The sequence below is a fragment of the Pseudomonas entomophila genome (assembly GCF_023277925.1).
Classification (GTDB): Bacteria; Pseudomonadota; Gammaproteobacteria; order Pseudomonadales; family Pseudomonadaceae; genus Aquipseudomonas; species Aquipseudomonas entomophila_D.
In genome coordinates, this window is sequence record NZ_CP063832.1 from 2665029 (window position 1) to 2684668 (window position 19640).

15 protein-coding genes and 6 tRNA genes are annotated in these 19640 nt (G+C 61.6%); 2 read left to right on the plus strand and 19 right to left on the minus strand.

The window, feature by feature from the left end; all coding sequences use genetic code 11:
• Positions 1 to 63: 63 nt before the first annotated feature.
• Together IM733_RS11570 and phnN are read right to left on the minus strand one after the other, a co-directional pair.
• Positions 64 to 140: transfer RNA gene (locus IM733_RS11570), tRNA-Arg, on the minus strand.
• Between the two features lie 74 nt (positions 141 to 214).
• On the minus strand, positions 215 to 838 hold the full coding sequence (phnN, locus tag IM733_RS11575; RefSeq protein WP_248920951.1) for a phosphonate metabolism protein/1,5-bisphosphokinase (PRPP-forming) PhnN: 624 nt from the start codon (positions 836 to 838) through the stop codon (positions 215 to 217).
• A 346-nt stretch (positions 839 to 1184) separates the two neighbouring features.
• On the opposite strand from phnN, the gene IM733_RS11580 reads away from it, so the two are divergent.
• Positions 1185 to 1511 (plus strand): Arc family DNA-binding protein, encoded by a 327-nt coding sequence (locus tag IM733_RS11580; RefSeq protein WP_003254499.1) that lies wholly within the window; start codon positions 1185 to 1187, stop codon positions 1509 to 1511.
• Between the two features lie 179 nt (positions 1512 to 1690).
• Here the strand turns inward: IM733_RS11580 and mgtE are convergent, their stop codons facing one another.
• The 16 genes from mgtE to IM733_RS11660 all read right to left on the minus strand — a co-directional run bounded on the left by mgtE (position 1691) and on the right by IM733_RS11660 (position 16710).
• The gene (mgtE, locus tag IM733_RS11585; protein ID WP_248920952.1) at positions 1691 to 3133 is read right to left on the minus strand and encodes a magnesium transporter; all 1443 of its coding nucleotides are present in this window, start codon (positions 3131 to 3133) and stop codon (positions 1691 to 1693) included.
• Positions 3134 to 3614: 481 nt separating this feature from the next.
• Positions 3615 to 3691: transfer RNA gene (locus tag IM733_RS11590), tRNA-Arg, on the minus strand.
• Positions 3692 to 3762: 71 nt separating this feature from the next.
• Positions 3763 to 3839: transfer RNA gene (locus tag IM733_RS11595), tRNA-Arg, on the minus strand.
• A gap of 70 nt (positions 3840 to 3909) precedes the next feature.
• Positions 3910 to 3986 (minus strand) — tRNA-Arg (locus IM733_RS11600).
• 70 nt (positions 3987 to 4056) lie between these two features.
• Positions 4057 to 4133, minus strand: a tRNA-Arg gene (locus tag IM733_RS11605).
• A gap of 66 nt (positions 4134 to 4199) precedes the next feature.
• Positions 4200 to 4290: transfer RNA gene (locus IM733_RS11610), tRNA-Ser, on the minus strand.
• A gap of 72 nt (positions 4291 to 4362) precedes the next feature.
• Entirely contained in the window at positions 4363 to 4551 is a 189-nt protein-coding gene (gene csrA / locus IM733_RS11615; RefSeq protein WP_003254503.1) for a carbon storage regulator CsrA, read from the minus strand.
• Between the two features lie 168 nt (positions 4552 to 4719).
• A complete protein-coding gene (locus IM733_RS11620) occupies positions 4720 to 5955 on the minus strand; it encodes an aspartate kinase (protein WP_011534958.1) in 1236 nt (411 codons plus the stop codon).
• An 83-nt stretch (positions 5956 to 6038) separates the two neighbouring features.
• Positions 6039 to 8663, minus strand: coding sequence for an alanine--tRNA ligase (gene alaS, locus IM733_RS11625; RefSeq protein WP_248920953.1), 2625 nt, complete (start codon positions 8661 to 8663; stop codon positions 6039 to 6041).
• A 420-nt stretch (positions 8664 to 9083) separates the two neighbouring features.
• Positions 9084 to 10091: a succinylglutamate desuccinylase gene (gene astE, locus IM733_RS11630; RefSeq protein WP_248920954.1), complete on the minus strand. Its 1008-nt coding sequence runs from the start codon at positions 10089 to 10091 to the stop codon at positions 9084 to 9086.
• 10 nt (positions 10092 to 10101) lie between these two features.
• Complete coding sequence (locus IM733_RS11635; RefSeq protein ID WP_011534960.1) at positions 10102 to 10392, minus strand: hypothetical protein; 291 nt, start codon at positions 10390 to 10392, stop codon at positions 10102 to 10104.
• 15 nt (positions 10393 to 10407) lie between these two features.
• Positions 10408 to 11757 carry an N-succinylarginine dihydrolase gene (gene astB / locus IM733_RS11640; protein ID WP_248920955.1) on the minus strand — a complete coding sequence of 450 codons (1350 nt, stop codon included), beginning with the start codon at positions 11755 to 11757 and terminating at the stop codon, positions 10408 to 10410.
• A 23-nt stretch (positions 11758 to 11780) separates the two neighbouring features.
• Positions 11781 to 13244: a succinylglutamate-semialdehyde dehydrogenase gene (gene astD, locus IM733_RS11645; RefSeq protein WP_248920956.1), complete on the minus strand. Its 1464-nt coding sequence runs from the start codon at positions 13242 to 13244 to the stop codon at positions 11781 to 11783.
• Positions 13245 to 14273: an arginine N-succinyltransferase gene (astA, locus tag IM733_RS11650; protein ID WP_240064333.1), complete on the minus strand. Its 1029-nt coding sequence runs from the start codon at positions 14271 to 14273 to the stop codon at positions 13245 to 13247.
• A 55-nt stretch (positions 14274 to 14328) separates the two neighbouring features.
• On the minus strand, positions 14329 to 15348 hold the full coding sequence (gene aruF / locus IM733_RS11655; RefSeq protein WP_248920957.1) for an arginine/ornithine succinyltransferase subunit alpha: 1020 nt from the start codon (positions 15346 to 15348) through the stop codon (positions 14329 to 14331).
• Positions 15349 to 15489: 141 nt separating this feature from the next.
• Positions 15490 to 16710 (minus strand): aspartate aminotransferase family protein, encoded by a 1221-nt coding sequence (locus tag IM733_RS11660; RefSeq protein ID WP_248920958.1) that lies wholly within the window; start codon positions 16708 to 16710, stop codon positions 15490 to 15492.
• A 476-nt stretch (positions 16711 to 17186) separates the two neighbouring features.
• Here IM733_RS11660 and IM733_RS11665 point away from each other — a divergent pair, with 476 nt between their 5' ends.
• Positions 17187 to 18290 carry an IS110 family transposase gene (locus IM733_RS11665; RefSeq protein ID WP_248917269.1) on the plus strand — a complete coding sequence of 368 codons (1104 nt, stop codon included), beginning with the start codon at positions 17187 to 17189 and terminating at the stop codon, positions 18288 to 18290.
• A gap of 326 nt (positions 18291 to 18616) precedes the next feature.
• Here IM733_RS11665 and argR read toward each other — a convergent pair whose 3' ends face one another.
• Positions 18617 to 19597: a transcriptional regulator ArgR gene (argR, locus tag IM733_RS11670; protein ID WP_248920959.1), complete on the minus strand. Its 981-nt coding sequence runs from the start codon at positions 19595 to 19597 to the stop codon at positions 18617 to 18619.
• Between the last annotated feature and the right edge of the window lie 43 nt (positions 19598 to 19640).

Genomic DNA, 19640 nt, shown 5'->3' on the forward strand with positions numbered 1-19640 from the left:
TCCGCGCCATGGCGCAAACGGCCAGGGGTCGGTTGTATCGTTGAGAGGTGTGGATGGATCGGATGGTGTCCCAGGCAGGATTTGAACCTGCAACCTTCCCCTTAGGAGGGGGATGCTCTATCCAATTGAGCTACTGAGACCCTGAGGCCGGCAACGAATACTGCGCGGCAGAGACGGCGAGCATGTTAACCAGCATGTAGCCATTTGTCATGCCTCAATCGGGCAATTTGCACGTCAGATTATTCTCAGGCAATTGGCCGAGTGCGCCGTGTTCACCCAGCAACCTCAGCAAGGCTTCGACGGCACTGGATAATGAAGCCGAATTGTCCAGCACATGCACTGAAGCATCATAAGCCTGCATACCCGCGCTGCGTGCCAACCGCAGCTCTATCTCTTCGTGGTTTTCCCGGCCTCGGGCCAGGAGTCGCTCACGCAGCACCTGCGGCGATACAGCCAGCCCCACCGCCAGCAAGTCGGGATAACGCTCACGCGCTTGCGCGAGGTATCCCCGCGAGCCATTGACCAACACCGACAACCCCTGATCAAGCCAGTCATCCACCTGGACCGGAATGCCATAGGAAAGCCCGTTGGCCTGCCACGACAAGGCGAATTCACCAGCCAGGCGCATCATTTCAAAACGTTCCGCGCTCACACCGACTGCGGCTTCACCTTTCGCCTCGGCCGAGCGGGTTATGACACGCCGGGCAATTTCAACACCTTGCGTAAGCAGTTGCTCGCGCGCGGCATCGATAAGGGAATCTTTCCCAGAGCCGGACGGTCCTATCAGGAAGATCAAGCGCCCCCTTGAGGGCGGTGTACCGCTTGCGTCATATTGCATAGCCACTATGCTCAATGTGAGGGGAACCCGCGCATTCTAGGCTTTTTCCCTGACCTTTGTTGCCAGTTACCAGATTTTGACGACAAAGGTCTGACACCTTGGCGATTCGGTGGATGTAAAACTTTTCAAACCAGTGCTCATTTCTGATAATTGGTACTGGCAAAAAGCCTTTATCCGGATCACTATTTGTCACAGAATTGACGCCAAGGAAACGGCGACCATGAGGCAAGATGAAGACCCAAAATCACATCACGGTTGAACATTTTGTCGTCGCCGCGGTCGTACTTCCACCGTGCGGCCAATTTGAGAACCGCTTCCCCTGAACCAGAACAACCGGTCAATTTATATGCGCCCAATGAAACAGGCTATCTATTCGAGCCGCACCGCTGACAAGTTCGTCGTCCGCCTGCCAGACGGTATGCGTGAGCGCATTGCCGAGGTAGCGCGCAACCACCACCGCAGCATGAACTCCGAAATCATTGCACGCCTGGAGCAGAGCCTTATCCAGGAAGGTGCGCTGGGTGACGAGCTGAGCATGCGCCTGGACAGCCCAGAGCTCAGCCTGCATGAACGCGAACTGCTGCAGCGCTTCCGCCAACTTTCTCATCGCCAGCAAAACGCGCTGGTCGCCCTCATCGCTCACGATGTGGAAATGGCCGCCGACGCGTCCTGATAAGCGATCTTTCAGCCGCACACAAAAAAGCCAGCGCAAGCTGGCTTTTTTGTGTGCGGTAGCTGTAGAAAAACCCATAACCCATTGATTTGACACGCCCCCTGTAGGAGCTTTAGCCGCGATCACCCGCGCAGCGGGTGCCGCACACCGCAGTGCCTGCATCGCGGCTAAAGCCGCTCCTACAGCAGGAACAGCGTCGCCAACCCCAGGAAGATGAAGAACCCGCCACTGTCGGTCACGGCGGTAATCATCACACTTGACCCCATGGCCGGATCACGCCCCAGGCGCGCCAGGGTCATCGGGATCAGCACGCCCATCAAGGCGGCCAGGAGCAGGTTCAAGGTCATCGCTCCCGTCATCACCAAGCCTAGCGACCAACTGCCATACAACCAGAATGCCACGACACCGATCACCCCACCCCAGATCAGGCCATTAAGCAGCGAAACCGCCAGTTCCTTGCGCATCAGGCGGCTGGTGTTGCCCGGCGAAACCTGGTCGAGCGCCATCGCCCGCACGATCATGGTGATAGTCTGGTTACCCGAGTTGCCGCCGATACCCGCAACGATCGGCATCAACGCCGCCAGTGCCACGAGTTTTTCGATCGACCCCTCGAACAGCCCGATCACCCGTGAGGCCACGAATGCCGTGATCAGGTTGATGGCCAACCAGGCCCAGCGGTTACGCAGCGAACGCCAGACGGACGCGAAGATATCTTCCTCTTCGCGCAGACCCGCCATGTTGAGCACTTCGCTTTCGCTTTCTTCACGGATCAGGTCGACCATCTCATCGATGGTCAGACGGCCGATCAGTCGCTCACTTTTGTCCACCACCGGAGCGGAAACCAGGTCATAACGCTCGAAAGCCAGAGCAGCGTCATAGGCATCTTCCTCAGGGTGGAAGACCACAGGGTCATTGGCCATGACCTCCGCGACCTTCTTGTCCGGGTCGTTGACCAGCAGCCGCTTGATCGGCAGTACACCCTTGAGCTTGCCGTCATAATCCACCACGAACAGTTTGTCGGTGTGCCCCGGCAGCTCCTTGAGCCGACGCAGGTAGCGCAGCACCACTTCAAGGCTGACGTCTTCGCGGATGGTGACCATCTCGAAGTCCATCAACGCACCGACCTGCTCCTCGTCGTAGCTCAGGGCCGAACGCACGCGTTCGCGCTGCTGGGCATCGAGGCTTTCCATCAGCTCGTGAACGACATCACGCGGCAGCTCAGGCGCCAGGTCGGCCAGCTCGTCGGCGTCCATCTCCTTGGCGGCAGCCAGCAACTCGTGATCGTCCATGTCGGCGATCAGGGTCTGGCGGACGGCGTCGGAAACCTCGAGGAGGATGTCGCCGTCACGGTCGGAGCGCACCAGCTGCCAGACCGTCAGGCGGTCTTCCAGCGGCAGCGCTTCGAGAATGTAGGCGATATCGGCGGGGTGCAAGTCGTCAAGCTTGCGCTGCAGTTCGACAAGGTTCTGGCGGTGGACGAGGTTTTCCACCAGGTCGTGGTGGTGACCTTCCTGGCGGTGCGTCAGGTCCTCGACCACCCGCTGGCGCTGCAGCAATTCGATCACCTGAGCCAGGCGATCCTGCAGGCTCTCTTGGGCTTTCTTTACTTCGACTTCGGTCATAGGCGAACTCCACTCCCAGCAGCGGAGCACGCCGGGAGAATCAATCGGTCAGATCTTTCTGTATGAATCTTGTTAGCGAGTAACTACTGGGTAAGTCCATGGTGGGATTCCACAAGCCCCGGCGGGGCTGACGGGCGCAATCATACACTGTGCAAGCTGTCGGATCGCTTAAAATTTTGGCCAGAACAATCGTTTGCGAGCCAAAGCTGTGACAACGTGGGAAGCCAACAGTGCGACGGCGGATCTGGCGGAAAGAGCACATTGCATTCGGGGCCACCTGAACAGTTCGCAACTTGCCTCGAACCGCATGAGCCAGCCTTGCTGGCGAAGCGGGCGACACTATGAAAGGCACCGGCTGCGCCGACCCCTACGAAGATCGCACGGTTTCGCGACTTACTGAGAAGCGTAGATGCACATCAACGACAATTCAGCGCATCAGAAAAACAAAAAGCCCGCTCGAATGAGCGGGCTTCTTGATGTATGGCGGACTCAGCAGGATTCGAACCTGCGACCGCTCGGTTCGTAGCCGAGTACTCTATCCAGCTGAGCTATGAGTCCGTGGGGTAGTTTTAGACCAGGTTACCACTGGTGGATTGAAGTAGCCTTGCAAGCAAAGCCATTTCAAAAAATGGCGGACTCAGGAGGATTCGAACCTCCGACCGCTCGGTTCGTAGCCGAGTACTCTATCCAGCTGAGCTATGAGTCCGTGGGGTAGTTTTAGACCAGGTTACCACTGGTGGATTGAAGTAGCCTTGCAAGCAAAGCCATTTCAAAAATGGCGGACTCAGGAGGATTCGAACCTCCGACCGCTCGGTTCGTAGCCGAGTACTCTATCCAGCTGAGCTATGAGTCCGTGGGGTAGTTTTAGACCAGGTTACCACTGGTTTATTGAAGCAGCCTTGCAAGCAAAGCCACTTCAAAAGTGGCGGACTCAGGAGGATTCGAACCTCCGACCGCTCGGTTCGTAGCCGAGTACTCTATCCAGCTGAGCTATGAGTCCGTGTCTTGCTGCGCATTTCAGGTCGCCTAAACACTTGTATCCGTTTACAGCGCCCTGAGCGAATAATGGCGGTGAAGGGGGGATTCGAACCCCCGATACCCTTATGAGGTATACTCCCTTAGCAGGGGAGCGCCTTCGGCCACTCGGCCACCTCACCGCAACACGAGGCGAATATTAAACACACCCTTCCTCGTTTGCAACCCTTTTTTTGAAAAAAACTTCAAAAAAATTAAAGGCTTGGCTCCTCGTCCTTCTCTTTCTTGATCCGCAGGTAGATTTCTTCGCGGTGAACAGCCACTTCTTTAGGCGCGCTAACGCCAATACGCACCTGGTTGCCTTTGACACCCAGGACCGTCACGGTGATCTCACCGTCACCAATGATCAGGCTCTCGGCGCACCGACGAGTCAGAATCAGCATAGTTTTCTCCTCACTTGAATCTTCAGGGACAACAGTCTTTGTTAACTGGGCCTGGCCGGGGACGACGACCTGGGGCCCGGGACAACTGCCAGCGGTGCCTGGACAGGGACACCACCAGCGGGCAGAAACGCGAAGGGCGCGGCAAGCCGCGCCCCTCCAGGCAGCGCCTTACTCGCCCTGTCGGGCAGGAGCGTCGAGTTCGAACGCGGTGTGCAGCGCGCGAACAGCCAGCTCCAGGTACTTCTCTTCGATCACCACCGAGACCTTGATCTCGGAGGTGGAGATCATCTGGATATTGATGCTCTCCTTGGCCAGGGCCTCGAACATACGGCTAGCAACGCCCGCGTGGGAGCGCATGCCGACACCGACGATCGACACCTTGGCAATCTTGGTGTCGCCAATCACTTCACGCGCGCCGATTTCACGGGCGGTGTTCTCCAGCACGGCCAGCGCCTTCTCGTACTCGTTGCGGTGCACGGTGAAGGTGAAGTCGGTGGTGTTATCGTGCGAGACGTTCTGCACGATCATGTCCACTTCGATGTTCGCGGCACTGATCGGGCCGAGGATCTTGAAGGCGACGCCTGGGGTGTCCGGGACGCCACGAATGGTCAGCTTGGCCTCATCACGGTTGAAGGCGATACCGGAAATGATCGGCTGTTCCATGGATTCCTCTTCATCGATGGTAATGAGGGTACCCGGACCCTCCTTGAAGCTGTGCAGCACGCGCAGCGGGACGTTGTACTTGCCGGCGAACTCCACCGAGCGGATCTGCAGCACCTTGGAGCCGAGGCTGGCCATTTCCAGCATCTCCTCAAAGGTGATCTTCTCCAGGCGTTGGGCCTGGGGCACAACACGCGGGTCGGTGGTGTAGACGCCATCGACATCGGTGTAGATCTGGCATTCATCGGCCTTCAGGGCCGCCGCCAGCGCCACGCCGGTGGTGTCGGAACCGCCACGGCCGAGGGTGGTGATGTTGCCATGCTCGTCGACGCCCTGGAAACCGGCGACCACCACGACACGCCCGGCCTTGAGGTCGGCGCGGATCTTCTGGTCGTCGATCTGCAGGATGCGCGCCTTGTTGTGCGCGCTGTCGGTGAGGATGCGCACCTGGTTGCCGGTGTATGACACCGCCGGCACGCCGCGCTTCATCAGGGCCATCGACAACAGGGCGATGGTGACCTGTTCGCCGGTCGAGACAATCACGTCGAGTTCGCGTGGCTCCGGCTGATCGGTGATCTGCTTGGCCAGGTCGATCAGGCGATTGGTTTCACCGCTCATGGCCGACAGCACAACTACCAGGTCGGTGCCTTGCTCACGGAATTTCTTGACCTTGTCGGCAACCTGCTCGATCCGCTCGATGGAACCGACAGAGGTACCGCCAAATTTCTGTACGATCAACGCCATTTCAAAGGTGCCTCAGCCCTCAAGGGCCCCAAAAAACAATCCAACATGAAGAGGCCGGTGACTAGACCACCGGCCCCTTCATCTCAAAGTCCCTGCTCGGCGAACGGCACGGCGAGGGCCAGGGCCTGGTCCAGCGCGGCGACGTCGACGCCACCACCCTGGGCCATGTCCGGGCGACCACCGCCCTTGCCGCCTACCGCCGCGGCAGCTTGTTTCATCAGGTCGCCAGCCTTGAGTTGGCCGGAGAGGTCCTTGGTCACGCCAGCCACCAGCACGACCTTGCCCTCATGCTCGCTGCCCAGCAGGATCACTGCGTGGCCGAGCTTGTTCTTCAGTTGATCGACGAGCGCCAGCAGGGCCTTGCCATCTTGCCCGTCCAGGCGGGCGGCGAGAACCTTGGCACCCTTGACCTCAACGGCCGCATTGGAGAGATCGTCCCCGGCGGCGCTGGCGGCCTTGGCCTGCAGCTGCTCAAGCTGCTTTTCCAACTGGCGGTTGCGCTCGAGCACAGCCGACAGCTTGTCGATCAGGTTGTCGCGATTGCCCTTGACCAGCTGCGCGGCTTCCTTGACCTGCTCTTCGGCAGTGTTCAGGTAGGCCAACGCGGCGGCGCCGGTGATCGCTTCGATACGACGCACGCCAGAGGCCACGCCGCCTTCGCTGATGATCTTGAACAGGCTGATGTCACCGGTGCGCTTGGCGTGGATGCCACCACACAGCTCGACGGAGAAGTCCCCCCCCATGCTCAGCACGCGCACGGTGTCGCCGTACTTCTCACCAAACAACGCCATGGCACCCTTGGCCTTGGCGGTTTCGATATCGGTCAGCTCGGTTTCGACCGGCGTGTTCTTGCGCACCTCGCGGTTGACGATGTCTTCCAGGGCCTTGATCTGCTCTGGCTTGACCGCCTCGAAGTGGCTGAAATCGAAACGCAGGCGCTGGCTGTCGACCAGCGAGCCCTTCTGCTGCACATGCTCGCCCAACACCTGGCGCAAAGCTTCGTGCAGCAGGTGGGTGGCGGAGTGGTTCAGCGAGGTGGCGTGCTGTACGTCTGCGTCGACGCAGGCATCGACCGTGGTGCCGACAGCCAGCGCGCCATTGGCGATCACGCCGTGATGCAGGAAGGCGCCACCCGTCTTGGTGGTGTCGCGCACATCGAAGCGCGCGGTGCCGCCCTGCAGATAACCGGAGTCACCCACCTGACCACCGGACTCGGCGTAGAACGGGGTGCGATCGAGAACAACGACACCCTCCTCGCCTTCAGCCAGTTGCTCGACTGACTGACCGTTCTTGTACAGCGCAATGACCTTGCCCTGGCCTTCGGTAGTGTCATAGCCGAGGAAGTCGGTGGCGGTGTCGACCTTGACCAGGCTGTTGTAGTCCATGCCGAAGGCACTGGCGGAACGGGCACGCTCACGCTGGGCCTCCATCTCGCGCTCGAAGCCGACTTCATCGATAGTCAACTCGCGTTCGCGAGCGATGTCGGCGGTCAGGTCCATGGGGAAGCCATAGGTGTCGTACAGCTTGAACACTACATCGCCCGGCACGACCTTGCCCTGCAGTTGGGCCAAGTCTTGCTCGAGGATGCGCAGGCCCTGCTCGAGTGTCTTGGCGAACTGCTCTTCCTCGGTCTTGAGTACACGCTCGATGTGCGCCTGCTGGCCTTTCAGCTCAGGGAAGGCTTCGCCCATCTGCGCAACCAGCGCAGCGACAATCCTGTGGAAGAAGCTACCCTTGGCTCCCAGTTTGTTGCCGTGACGGCAGGCGCGGCGAATGATGCGACGCAGCACATAGCCACGGCCTTCGTTCGAGGGCAGCACGCCGTCGGCGATCAGGAAGCCGCAGGAACGGATGTGGTCGGCGACCACTTTCAACGACGGTTGCTCGTCATTGCTGCAACCGATGGCTTCGGCGGCGGCAGCCAGCAAGCTCTGGAACAGGTCGATCTCGTAGTTCGAGTGCACGTGCTGCATCACCGCACTGATGCGCTCCAGGCCCATGCCAGTGTCCACCGACGGGGCCGGCAGCGGATGCAGGACACCGTCGGCGGTGCGGTTGAACTGCATGAAGACGTTGTTCCAGATCTCGATATAGCGGTCGCCGTCTTCTTCCGGCGAGCCGGGTGGGCCGCCCCAGATGTCCGGGCCGTGGTCGTAGAAGATCTCGGTGCACGGGCCGCATGGGCCGGTGTCACCCATGGTCCAGAAGTTGTCGGAGGCGTACGGGGCGCCCTTGTTGTCACCGATGCGCACCATGCGCTCGGCCGGCACGCCGACTTCTTTGGTCCAGATGTCGTAGGCTTCGTCATCGCTGGCGTAGACGGTGACCCACAGCTTCTCTTTCGGCAGGTTCAGCCACTTGTCCGAGGTCAGGAAGTTCCAGGCGAAGGTGATGGCATCGCGCTTGAAATAGTCGCCGAAGCTGAAGTTGCCCAGCATCTCGAAGAAGGTGTGGTGGCGGGCGGTGTAGCCAACGTTTTCCAGGTCGTTGTGCTTGCCACCGGCGCGCACGCACTTCTGGCTGCTCACGGCGCGGGTATAGGCGCGCTTTTCCTGGCCGAGGAAGCAGTCCTTGAACTGGTTCATGCCGGCGTTGGTGAACAGCAGGGTCGGGTCATTGCCCGGGATCAGGGAGCTGGAGGCGACGCGAGTATGTCCCTGCTCTTCGAAGAAGCGGAGGAAGGCTTCACGGATTTCTGCGCTTTTCATAGGTTCTTCCACGGAAACGGCGGCCACACGTCGAATCGACGAAACGACGGCAAAGGGCCGCATTATATCGGTCCTGCAGTCTCGGTGCAGTGTGTTTGTGCGATAGAAACCGTCGATTGGACGGTTTGCAGGGCTAAAGCAATAGAAAACGGCATGACCGCGATGCTATAGCCAGCGTTTCGCTACTGGCAAGCCAATTACCGCGCAGGCGGTGGGAAAATGGATGGAGAGTGAATGAAAAGAGTTTCATCCGTGAAGGGATCCAAAATCGAGCCACTCCACTGGGCTTTGCACACCCCCTGAGGCAAATTCCGTAGGAGCGGCTTTAGCCGCGATCACCCGCGAAGCGGGTGCCACGCACGCGGTGCCTGCATCGCGGCTGAAGCCGCTCCTACAGAGAATGATGCTCTTCTGCTGACATCAAGCCAGGCGCTGCCCCGAATCCGGCACGATCAGGATGCCGGCGCGCAGCCCGTTCTTCACCTTGGGGTTGGGGAAGATGATCCGCGCGCCCTCCTCCTCGACGACCCAGCGCATCTCCGCCAGGTCCTCGGCCAGCAGGTAGCCCTTGCTCAGCTCGGAGAAGTTCTCGATGTCCGCCGGCAAGTGCAGGTGGAAACTGTCGCTGTGCTTGATGATTTCGCGAGCGACGCTGAACAGTTGCAGGCCATCCAGCGTTTCTTCACTCGCAGGCTCCGAACCTTCGATGATCTGGATCAGGCGGTCTTTCAGACGGCTCAGGTTGACCTGCTGGTTCTGGCCGAATGGACGAGCCTTGCCCAGCTCCAGCGTAAATGCCTCGGCATCCAGCTGCTCGTAGGTAAAGGCACTGAAGGTGATCGACGACTTGCTTTGCAGCAATACCGCCTCCATCCCGGCCGCAGCCAGGCGCGCCAACTCACGACGGGAGTGCTTGCGACCCTCCTTGTACGGATAAAGCGCGAACTGCTCGATCTTGGACCCGCGGATGGCGGTATGCAGGTCGTAGTGCAGGCGGGTGCGCTCGGGCTTGCTGAAAAATACCCGGGCGAACTGTTCGAGCTCCGCGGCACGCAGTGCCTCGAAGCCACTGGAGAGTTCGTGGCGGCCATTGAACAGGCGATTGATGTCCTGTTCGATGAAACGCTCACCCTTGCGGATCGCTGCTGGGTTGCCAAACAGGAACAGCACCCGCGCACGGGGCTTGATCTCGCCGTTGGCGATACCGTGCAGCAACAGCTCGAGCAACTCGATCGGCGCCGTCTCGTTGCCATGGATACCTGCCGACAGCAACAGGTCAAGCTCGCAATCATCACCTTCGGGCGGGCGCACTTCCAACGCGCCCTCCCCCAGCCAGCGCAAACGCACGCCCCTGGTGGTCACTTGGGTCTTCTCGGCCGGTTCGTGATCGGTCAGGGTCAGCTCAAGCAATTTGCCAAGGGCAAGCATAGGCGCTTCCTTAGTGGTGGTGGCCGCAGTCCGGGCCATGGACGTGATCATCGTCACCGGCGACGTCGGCCGGCTCCATCTCCAACTGCAGGCTGACCAGGTTGGTGGCCATCGGGCGCAGCAGCAGGTTGGCGTACTCGGTATCGTCTTCCTCGACATCGACGCCGATCAGCAGTTGGCCACGGCCATCCTGCTGAATCCACACTTCCTTGCCTTGCCAGACCACGGCAAAGCGGGTGCACGAGGTTTCCAGCTGGGTGCCGTCTTCATCTTCCAGGATCAGGCGCAGGGCGTCGGACATTGCAATTTCTCTCTATTAAGGTTGGCGTTGGAACGGATACACCGAGCCCAGCTTGAGGATCTGGGTCAGCTCATCCAGGGCTGTGCGGCATTCCACCAGCAGCTGCGGGTCGGCCAAGTCCGCCTCGCCAAGGCGATCACGGTAATGCTTGTCGACCCACTGCACCAGGGTGTCGTACAGCGAAGCGGTCATGATAACGCCTGGATTGACCGCCGCCAGTTCAGACTCCTTCAAGGCCACGCGCAAGCGCAGGCAAGCCGGCCCACCGCCATTCTGCATACTCTGCTTGAGGTCGAACACCTTGACCTCCTTTACCGGGCCGCCCTGGCTGGTCAGCTGGCCCAGGTAGGCCCAGACACGCTCGTTGTTGCGGCACTCTTCCGGCACCACCAGCAGCATCGAACCGTCTTCGCGACTGAGCAGCTGGCTGTTGAACAGGTAGGATCGAACTGCGTCCTCCACCGTCACCGCTGCGCGTGGCACGCAGATACCCTGGAAATTGCCGCCTTTGCTGGCCAGTTTAGCCTGCAGTTGGCCGAGCACCGCGTCGGTCTCGAGGAAGGCGTCCTCGTGGTAGAACAGCACCTCGCCGTTACCCACCGAGATCACGTCGTTATGGAACACGCCCTGATCGATCACCGCCGGGTTCTGTTGAGCGTAGACCACACCACCATCGCTTAGCCCGTGCAGGCGAGCGACAGCCTGCGAGGCTTCCAGGGTCTGGCGCGCCGGATACTTCTGTGGGGCGGGGTAACGGCTGTCGAAGGCACTGCGGCCATAGACGAAGAACTCGACGCCAGCCTCGCCATAAGCGCGGCAGAAACGGGTGTGGTTAGCCGCGCCTTCGTCACCGAACTGCGCCACGGCCGGCAGCGCTTCATGGTGGGCAAAGACTTTGTCGTCACTGAACATGGCACCGAGCACGCGGCTGGTGGTCGGGTGTTCGATGCTGCGGTGGTACTTGCAGTTGAGGTTGGCGGCAGTGAAATGCACGCGACCGTCGGCCGTGTCGGCACTGGGGCTGACGGTAGCGGCGTTGGCCACCCACATGCTCGACGCCGAGCAACTGGCGACCAGCAGCGGCATGGCCTCTTTCGCGGCACGCTGGATCACTTCGGCATCGCTGCCGGTGAAGCCCAGGCGGCGCAACGCAGCGACATCCGGACGCTCCTGCGGGGCCAGCACGCCCTGCTTGAAGCCCATCTCCATCAGCGCCTTCATCTTAGCCAGGCCCTGGCGCGCGGCCTCGCGCGGGTTCGACCCCTGCTGGCTGTTGCTCTGCGATGCCACGTTGCCGTACGACAGGCCGCCGTAGTTGTGGGTCGGCCCCACCAGGCCATCAAAATTCACTTCAAAGGATTTCATCGGCAAGGCTCCGAGACCTGTTGTTATAGGGTGACGCCCGGCGTCAGGGTCGCCGGCAGTGCAAGACTCGCAGTCTCCAGCGAAGCCACGGGGTAGGCGCAGTAGTCCGCCGCGTAGTAGGCGCTGGCGCGGTGGTTGCCGCTGGCGCCGACGCCACCGAACGGCGCGCTGCTGGCGGCACCGGTCAGTTGCTTGTTCCAGTTGACGATGCCGGCGCGGCTGCGCAACCAGAAGTGCTGATAGCGGGCGTTGGAGTCTGACAGCAGGCCGGCGGCCAGACCGTACTGGGTGTTGTTGGCTTCCTCGATCGCCGCGTCGAAGTCGGCGTAGCGGATCACTTGCAACAGCGGGCCGAAGAACTCTTCATCCGGGCGCCCGGCCACAACAGTGACATCGATGATTCCCGGGGTGAGCAAGGCGGCATCAGCCTGTGGCTGGGTCATTTCCAGCAACGCCACGGCACCCCTGCCGAGCAGTTCGGCCTGGGCCGCCAGCAGCGCGCGCGCGGCCTGCAGCGAGATCACCGAGCCCATGAACGGCGCGGGCTGCTGGTCGAATGCACCGACCTTGATGCTGCGGCTGACCTCGACCAGGCGCTGGATGAGCGAATCCCCCCACGCGCCCTGCGGTACCAGCAGGCGGCGGGCACAAGTGCAGCGCTGGCCGGCGGAGATGAAGGCCGACTGGATGATGGTGTAGACCGCGGCGTCCAGGTCTTTGACCTCGTCGACCACCAGCGGGTTGTTGCCGCCCATTTCCAGGGCGAGGATCTTGTCCGGGCGACCGGCGAACTGCTGGTGCAGCAGGTTGCCGGTGCGGCTGGAGCCGGTGAAGAACAAACCGTCGATGCCTGGGTTGGCGGCCAGCGCCACGCCGGTTTCACGTGCCCCCTGAACCAGGTTGAGCACTCCCGCCGGAAGGCCTGCCTCGATCCAGCACTTGACGGTCAGTTCGGCGACCTTCGGCGTCAGCTCACTGGGCTTGAAGACCACGCAGTTGCCGGCCAGCAGCGCCGGAACAATGTGCCCGTTAGGTAGGTGGCCGGGGAAGTTGTACGGGCCGAACACTGCGACCACACCATGGGGCTTGTGTCGCAGCACGGCGGTGGCATCGGCCAGCGGGCCGCTCTTCTCGCCGGTACGCTCACGGTAGCTCTGCACCGAGATGGCGACCTTGTTGACCATGCTGGTCACTTCGGTGGCCGACTCCCACAGTGGCTTGCCAGTTTCTTCACCGATGCAGCGCGCCAGCTCTTCGGTACGCGCCTTGAGCTTGTCGGCAAAGGCCTCCAGCACGCTGACACGCGCCTCAAGGCTCAACGATGCCCAGGCTGGGAACGCCTGGCGGGCAGCCTGAACGGCAGCCTCGACCTGGGCGGCATCTGCGCCCTGCCCCTCCCAGATCACGGCCTGGGTAACGGGGTTGAGCGATTGCAGGGCTTCGCCCTGGCCGGCCAGCCACTGGCCTGCGATGTAATGCGTGGTCATTTATTGAGCCTCCCGGCCTGCGGACAGCGGTACCGCACGCACATTGTCGCCGGCACCCAGGCGCAGGCGCTTGGCGGTTTGCGGGTCGACCACCAGGGTACCGGCCGCCAGACGTGCGGGCGCTGCGGTAATACGGCAGTCTTCGCGCTTGCGGTTATGGATGATGTAGGGGGTGGCATCGTCGCCCGGCGTGCCCACGGCCAGCACCAGGGTCTCGCTGTCGCGCACGGCGCGGATCTTCGAGGTCTCGCACTCGATGGCCGGGCCTGCGTCGAAGATGTCGACGTAGCCCTGGTAATTGAAGCCTTCGCGCTTGAGCATGGCCAACGCAGGCTCGGTGTCGGTGTGTACGCGGCCGATCACATCACGCGCAGCTTGCGACAGGAAGCAGGTGTACAGGGGGAACCTGGGCATCAGCTCGGCTATGAACGACTTGTTGCCCACGCCAGTGAGGTAGTCGGCCTGGCTGAACTCCATCTTGAAGAAGTGCCGCCCCAGGCTTTCCCAGAACGGCGAGCGGCCCTGTTCGTCGGACATGCCGCGCATCTCGGCGATGATCTTGTTGCCGAACAGTTCGGGGAACTCGGCGATGAACAGCATGCGCGCTTTCGACAGCAAACGGCCGTTGAGGCCCGTGCGGTGATCACCGCGCAGGAACAGCGAGCACAGTTCGGAATTGCCAGTCAGGTCGTTGGCCAGGAACAGCGTGGGGATCTCGCGGTAGATGTTCAGCTCCTGCGAGGCGCTGACGGTCAGACCGACCCGGTAGTTGTACCACGGCTCACGCAGGCCGACGGCCCCGGCGATGGCACTGATACCGACCACCAGGCCCTCGTCGTTCTCCAGCACGAACAGGTAGTCGGTATCACCACGCTCGGCTTCGCCACGGAAGCTTTTCTCGGCCCAGCCGACACGCTGGCCGAGGCGTTCTTCGTTGGCGGGAAGCGTGGTCAGCCCGGTGGTGCCGGTGCTGCGGGCCAACTCGATCAGCGCGGGTAAATCGCTGCTGCGTACAGGACGAACGATCATGCTATCTCCTTGTGCGGCGGTCTGTGCCCGCCGCGAAACTCTCTGTTCCGGCGTCTCAGACCGCGACCAGGCGCACGCTGGCGCCCTCGCCGACACCCAGGGCCTCGGCGGCTTCGCTGTGCAGGCTGACCGGCTTGCCCGGCACCCAGTCCAGCTCCAGCAACACCGCACGGTAATCCTGCAACTGGCCATTGCACACCAGGTAAGGACGCCCACCCTTGATCGGGGCGTCGTCGAGCTTGACCGGCACCACGCGGCTCTGGGCGATGGAGCGGATGCCCGAGGTGCGCGCATGCAGGGTTGGCCCGCCGTCGAAGATGTCGATGTAGTGCTCGGTCTCGAAGCCTTCGCGCATGAGGATGTCGAAGGTGATCTGCGCACGCGGGTGGACCTGGCCCATGGCTTCCTGCGCCGCATCGGGCAGCAGCGGCACGTAGATCGGGTAGTGCGGCATCAGCTCGGCCAGGAAAGTGCGGCTCTTCAGGCCGCACAGGCGCTCGGCGTCGGCATAGTTGAGGTCGAAGAAGTTGCGGCCGATGGCATCCCAGAACGGCGATTCGCCCTGCTCGTCGCTGTAGCCGACGATTTCGGTCACCACCGACTCGGCGAAACGCTCGGGGTGGGCGGCCATGAACAGCAGGCGCCCGCGCGAGTTGAGCTCGGCGAAGGCGCTGCTCACCAGCTCCGGCACCACGTAGAAACTGGTCAGCAGGCTGTTGCCGGTCAGGTCGTGGCACAACGACAGGACGTGGATCTTGTTGTGGATCTTCAGCTCGCGCGAGGCATGCACGAAGGTTTCGTTGCGGAAGCTGTAGAACGGCTCCGAGTAGCCGGCCGAAGCGACAATGGCCGAGCAACCGACCAACTTGCCAGTGGCACTGTCCTCAAGCACGAAGAAGTAGCTCTCCTCGCCATTGAAACTGACCTCCGCGGCGAAGGAGGTTTCCGACGCGGCGATCTTGTCGCCCAGGCGGCCGGCATCGTCCGGCAGCGAGGTGACACCAATGGGGCTGTCGGCAGCCATGCGCTGCACTTCGTTCAGATCAGCCATTTGCGCGGGGCGCATCACCAGCATGGTGTCACTCCTTTCGGGAAAGCGGGCCGATCACATCGGCACGGAAAAACGGCGGGCACGCGCCACTACCTGCAAGCAGGTGCCCACACTGGAATTCAAGTATCGCCGGCCCCGTTCAGGGCCGGCGAACGGACCGCGGGCTCAGCCCTGGGTCAGTTTGCGCACGGCACGCTCGAAGCGGGCCAGGCCTTCATCGATGTCAGCATCCTCGACCACCAGGCTAGGGGCGAAGCGCACCACATCCGGGCCGGCCTGCAGGACCATCACGCCTTCTTTTTCGGCGGCGTTGAGGATGTCCTTGGCCTTGCCTTTCCAGGCATCGCTCAGCACGCAACCGATCAGCAGGCCGACGCCACGCACTTGGGTGAACAGGCCGGTCTCCTGGCCGATCTTCTCCAGGCGGGTCTTGAAACGCTCATGCTTGGCCTTGATACCCGCCAGGGTTTCCGGGGTGTTGACCACGTCCAGCACGGCGCAGGCCACGGCGCAGCCCAGGGGGTTGCCGCCGTAGGTGGTACCGTGGGTGCCGACTGCCAGGTGCTTGGCGATGTCGGTGGTGGTCAGCATGGCACCGATCGGGAAACCGCCGCCCAGGCTCTTGGCGCTGGTCAGGATGTCCGGCGTCACGCCGTAGTGCTGGTAGGCGTAGAGCGAGCCGGTGCGGCCGACGCCAGTTTGCACTTCGTCGAAGATCAGCAGGGCATTGTGCTCGTCGCACAGCTTGCGCGCGCCTTCAAGATAGGCTTTGTCGGCCGGAACCACACCGCTCTCGCCCTGGATGGGTTCGATGACCACCGCGCAGGTCTTGTCCGAGATCTGGGCCTTGAGCGCTTCCAGGTCGTTGTACGGGACGTGGCTGATGCCGGTGATCTTCGGGCCGAAACCGTCGGAGTACTTGGGCTGCCCGCCGACACTGACGGTGAACAGGGTGCGACCGTGGAAACTGTTCACGGTGGCGATGATTTCGTGCTTCTCGGGGCCGAAGCGGTCGTGGGCGACACGACGGGCCAGTTTGAAGGCGGCCTCGTTCGATTCCGCGCCGGAGTTGCAGAAGAAGGCGCGCTCGGCGAAGGTCGCATCCACCAACTTGTGCGCCAGGCGCAGGGCCGGTTCGTTGGTGAACACGTTGGAGACGTGCCAAAGCGTATTGGCCTGCTCGGTCAACGCCTTGACCAGCGCCGGATGGCAGTGACCCAGGGCGTTCACGGCGATGCCGCCGGCGAAATCGATCAACTCGCGACCCGACTGGTCCCAGACGCGGGAGCCCTCGCCACGCACGGGAATGAATGCCGCGGGGGAGTAGTTCGGCACCATGACCTGGTCGAAATCGGCACGTTGCACCGGGGCTTGCTCAACGGACATCTGAGTCTCCTGAAGAGGAACGCTGGCCTGGAAGTGGCGAGCGGTGAAGGGGATTGTAAGGACTGATCGGCGCCTGTCCTTGCTGCCAGGCGACAACTTGTTACAGCGCCAAACCCAGTTTTGACAAGGTTTTCGGCAATGCGACAAACAGTGTCGCAATAGCGCAGTGTACGGGAGAGAAGAGGTTGGGTGAACGGATGCTCACACGACAGGGAAGCGTTGTGAGTGCAGGGCGCCAGTTTCGTGTTTTAGCGACAACCGGGCACCGCATCGCGGATAAATCCGCTCCTACACGTGTTGCACCTGTCAGGCCAGCCTGAGCCAGCCGAAAATTGCGTCGTAAAAAAAGGCAAACAACCATGGCTTATCGGTCATGGCCACGGTGCAACGAATGTAATCGGATGGACTCGCCCCCGCCGAGGCATCACAGTGCCACGGTGGCGTTCTAAAAAGCCAACGGCAGCGAGGGCGAGACCATGAGCAAGCATAGGACGAAGCGCAATTCCCTGTCTTCCAACGATGTAACGCTTTGCCAACATCTGTCAGTCGACCTGGCCAAGCAAGTCTTTCAGGTGGCCGGAGATGACGGTTCCGGGCGCGTCATCTACGAAGATCGAATCAAATCCCGTGAAGCCTTTCATGCGTTCCTGACCAGGCTGCCACCCACTGTGACGGTCCTGATGGAAAGTGGCCCCGGCGCTCAAGCATGGGGGCGTTTGCTACAGGCGCAGGGAACGCCAGTCCGCATCCTGCCCGCGCAGCGAGTGGCGGAGCACCGCAGTGGTGCCAAGAACGATCGTAACGACGCCCATGCCATCTTGCGCGCAGGCCGGGATACCAGCATTGCTGCGGTGCCGATCAAGAGCACTGCCGCTTTGGCGATTCAAGCCTTACACCGCGCCCGCAGAGGCTATGTCAGGCGCCACACCGCGCTAGGCAACCAGATCCGCGGCCTGTTACTGGAACAGGGCGTCGCCCTGGCGCAAGGCGATTTAGCCGTCAGCCACGGTGTACCGCGCATTCTTGAAGATACGACTCAACCATTGCCAGATCTGCTGCGTGAATTGCTCGATGAACTGCTCGCCGAATGGCGCTATCTGAGTGAGCGTATCGCCATCCTGACAGGACGGCTCGAAACAGCGGCGCAGGCCGACAAGGTCGCATGCCGCCTGATGACGATACGCGGTGTCGGCCCGATCATCGCCACAGCGATGCTGGCCAAGCAGCCTGAACCTTCGCGTTTCCCCAATGCTCGACAGTTTGCCGCTTACTTTGGCCTGGTGCCCGACCAGCACAGCAGTGGAAAGAAGGTCAGGCTAGGCAAGATGAGCAAGCGAGGTGACGGCTACCTGCGCAGCATGATGATCCAGGGTGCGCACGCGGTTCTTAGCCATTTGAAGCCTGATTCCGATCAGCCAGACGATCGCCGCCTCTTGCGATGGTTAACTCGACTTGGTCGCAAGGAGGCGGCGATCAGACTGGCTAATCGAAATCTGCGCATCATCTGGGTGCTGCTACAAGGTGAGCAGGTCTACCAACGCCAACCGAACGATCGTCAGGAGCCCGCCATGAGCCACTGACTTACAGTGTTACGCCACCGGGGTGCCGAGCGCCCCAGCCCCTGCTAGTGAACATCGACCCTAGGTAAGACCGTCGCGGATTAATGCCTACGCTCCTACCGGCCCAAGAGGCCTAAATGTAATGGGCATGCTGCGAGCTCACCCCGATGTTGGCCAGAAGCACCAAGCTTCCTCGAATAGGCCTGATACATAGATGCAACCGGGTAACCTTGTTCGAAAAGCAGGTAGACAATGTAGGCGAGTCCATACATAGGAGCGGATTTATCCGCGATGCGCCGCTCGCGATCTAGGCACCCCAGCAGACCCGAAGCATGCCCCCAGGAAAATCAACCCCGCTCGGCCGGCGCCGAACTCAGCTCGAACGGGCTACTGCTTCGCCGCTGGTTGCGGTCTTCACGAGGCGTCGCGCCAAAGAAGTTGCGGTACGCACTGGAGAAGTGCGGCCCGGACGAAAACCCGCACGACAATCCGATCTGGATGATCGACTTGCTGGTCTGCATCAGCATCTGTCGCGCCTTGTTCAAGCGCAGCTCCAGGTAGTACTGGCTGGGGACACGATTGAGGTACTGCTTGAAGATCCGCTCCAGCTGGCGACGGGACACGCACACATGCTGGGCGATCTCATCGGTGGTCAGCGGCTCTTCGATGTTGGCCTCCATCAGCAGCACCGCTTGGGTGAGCTTCGGATGACTGGAGCCCAGGCGATTCTGCAGCGGGATGCGCTGGCGTTCTCCCCCTTCGCGAATACGCTCGACCACCAGCTCCTCCGACACCGCCCCTGCCAGCTCGGCGCCGTGATCTCGCGCCAGCACCGCCAGCAGCAGGTCGGTCACCGCCATGCCGCCACAGGCTGTCAGGCGATCCCGATCCCAGTCGAACAGGTGGCTGGTGGCGATCACCTTGGGGAAGCGCTCGGCGAAATCGTCCTGCCAGCGCCAGTGCACCGCCGCCCGGTAACCGTCGAGCAAACCCAGCGCCGCCAACGGATAAACCCCGGCGGACAGGCCACCGATCATGCAACCACTGCGCGCCAGCTGCTTGAGCGCACTCGACAGCGCCGAGCCGACTGCGGCTGGCGGCTCATCAGCCAGCAGAAACAGCTTTTGACACCCGTCCAAACGGCCATTCCAGGGCTCGCCCGGCAGACGCCAAGCACCCTCCTGCCCCACCTCGGCCTGGAGAAACGCCAGCTCGTAGACCACATCCGGATGCACCCGCTGGGCCACCTGCAACACCTCCTCAGCCAATGCGAGCGTCAGCGGCCGAGTGCTGGGCCAGATGAGAAATCCGATTCGCTGGGTGGTCATAGGGCGTGGTCCGAAACCTGGGAAGGAGGGGTCGCGCTTGTGG

Excerpts from the sequence above, each read along its gene's own strand:
- IM733_RS11665 (WP_248917269.1), top strand. The coding sequence starts at position 17,187 with ATGAGCAAGCATAGGACGAAGCGCAATTCCCTGTCTTCCAACGATGTA.
- argR (WP_248920959.1), bottom strand. The coding sequence starts at position 19,597 with ATGACCACCCAGCGAATCGGATTTCTCATCTGGCCCAGCACTCGGCCG.
- IM733_RS11635 (WP_011534960.1), bottom strand. The coding sequence starts at position 10,392 with ATGTCCGACGCCCTGCGCCTGATCCTGGAAGATGAAGACGGCACCCAG.
- IM733_RS11580 (WP_003254499.1), top strand. The coding sequence starts at position 1,185 with ATGCGCCCAATGAAACAGGCTATCTATTCGAGCCGCACCGCTGACAAG.
- astB (WP_248920955.1), bottom strand. The coding sequence starts at position 11,757 with ATGAAATCCTTTGAAGTGAATTTTGATGGCCTGGTGGGGCCGACCCAC.
- csrA (WP_003254503.1), bottom strand. The coding sequence starts at position 4,551 with ATGCTGATTCTGACTCGTCGGTGCGCCGAGAGCCTGATCATTGGTGAC.
- IM733_RS11620 (WP_011534958.1), bottom strand. The coding sequence starts at position 5,955 with ATGGCGTTGATCGTACAGAAATTTGGCGGTACCTCTGTCGGTTCCATC.
- astD (WP_248920956.1), bottom strand. The coding sequence starts at position 13,244 with ATGACCACGCATTACATCGCAGGCCAGTGGCTGGCCGGCCAGGGCGAA.
- aruF (WP_248920957.1), bottom strand. The coding sequence starts at position 15,348 with ATGCTGGTGATGCGCCCCGCGCAAATGGCTGATCTGAACGAAGTGCAG.
- alaS (WP_248920953.1), bottom strand. The coding sequence starts at position 8,663 with ATGAAAAGCGCAGAAATCCGTGAAGCCTTCCTCCGCTTCTTCGAAGAG.
- astE (WP_248920954.1), bottom strand. The coding sequence starts at position 10,091 with ATGCTTGCCCTTGGCAAATTGCTTGAGCTGACCCTGACCGATCACGAA.
- phnN (WP_248920951.1), bottom strand. The coding sequence starts at position 838 with ATGCAATATGACGCAAGCGGTACACCGCCCTCAAGGGGGCGCTTGATC.
- astA (WP_240064333.1), bottom strand. The coding sequence starts at position 14,273 with ATGATCGTTCGTCCTGTACGCAGCAGCGATTTACCCGCGCTGATCGAG.
- IM733_RS11660 (WP_248920958.1), bottom strand. The coding sequence starts at position 16,710 with ATGTCCGTTGAGCAAGCCCCGGTGCAACGTGCCGATTTCGACCAGGTC.
- mgtE (WP_248920952.1), bottom strand. The coding sequence starts at position 3,133 with ATGACCGAAGTCGAAGTAAAGAAAGCCCAAGAGAGCCTGCAGGATCGC.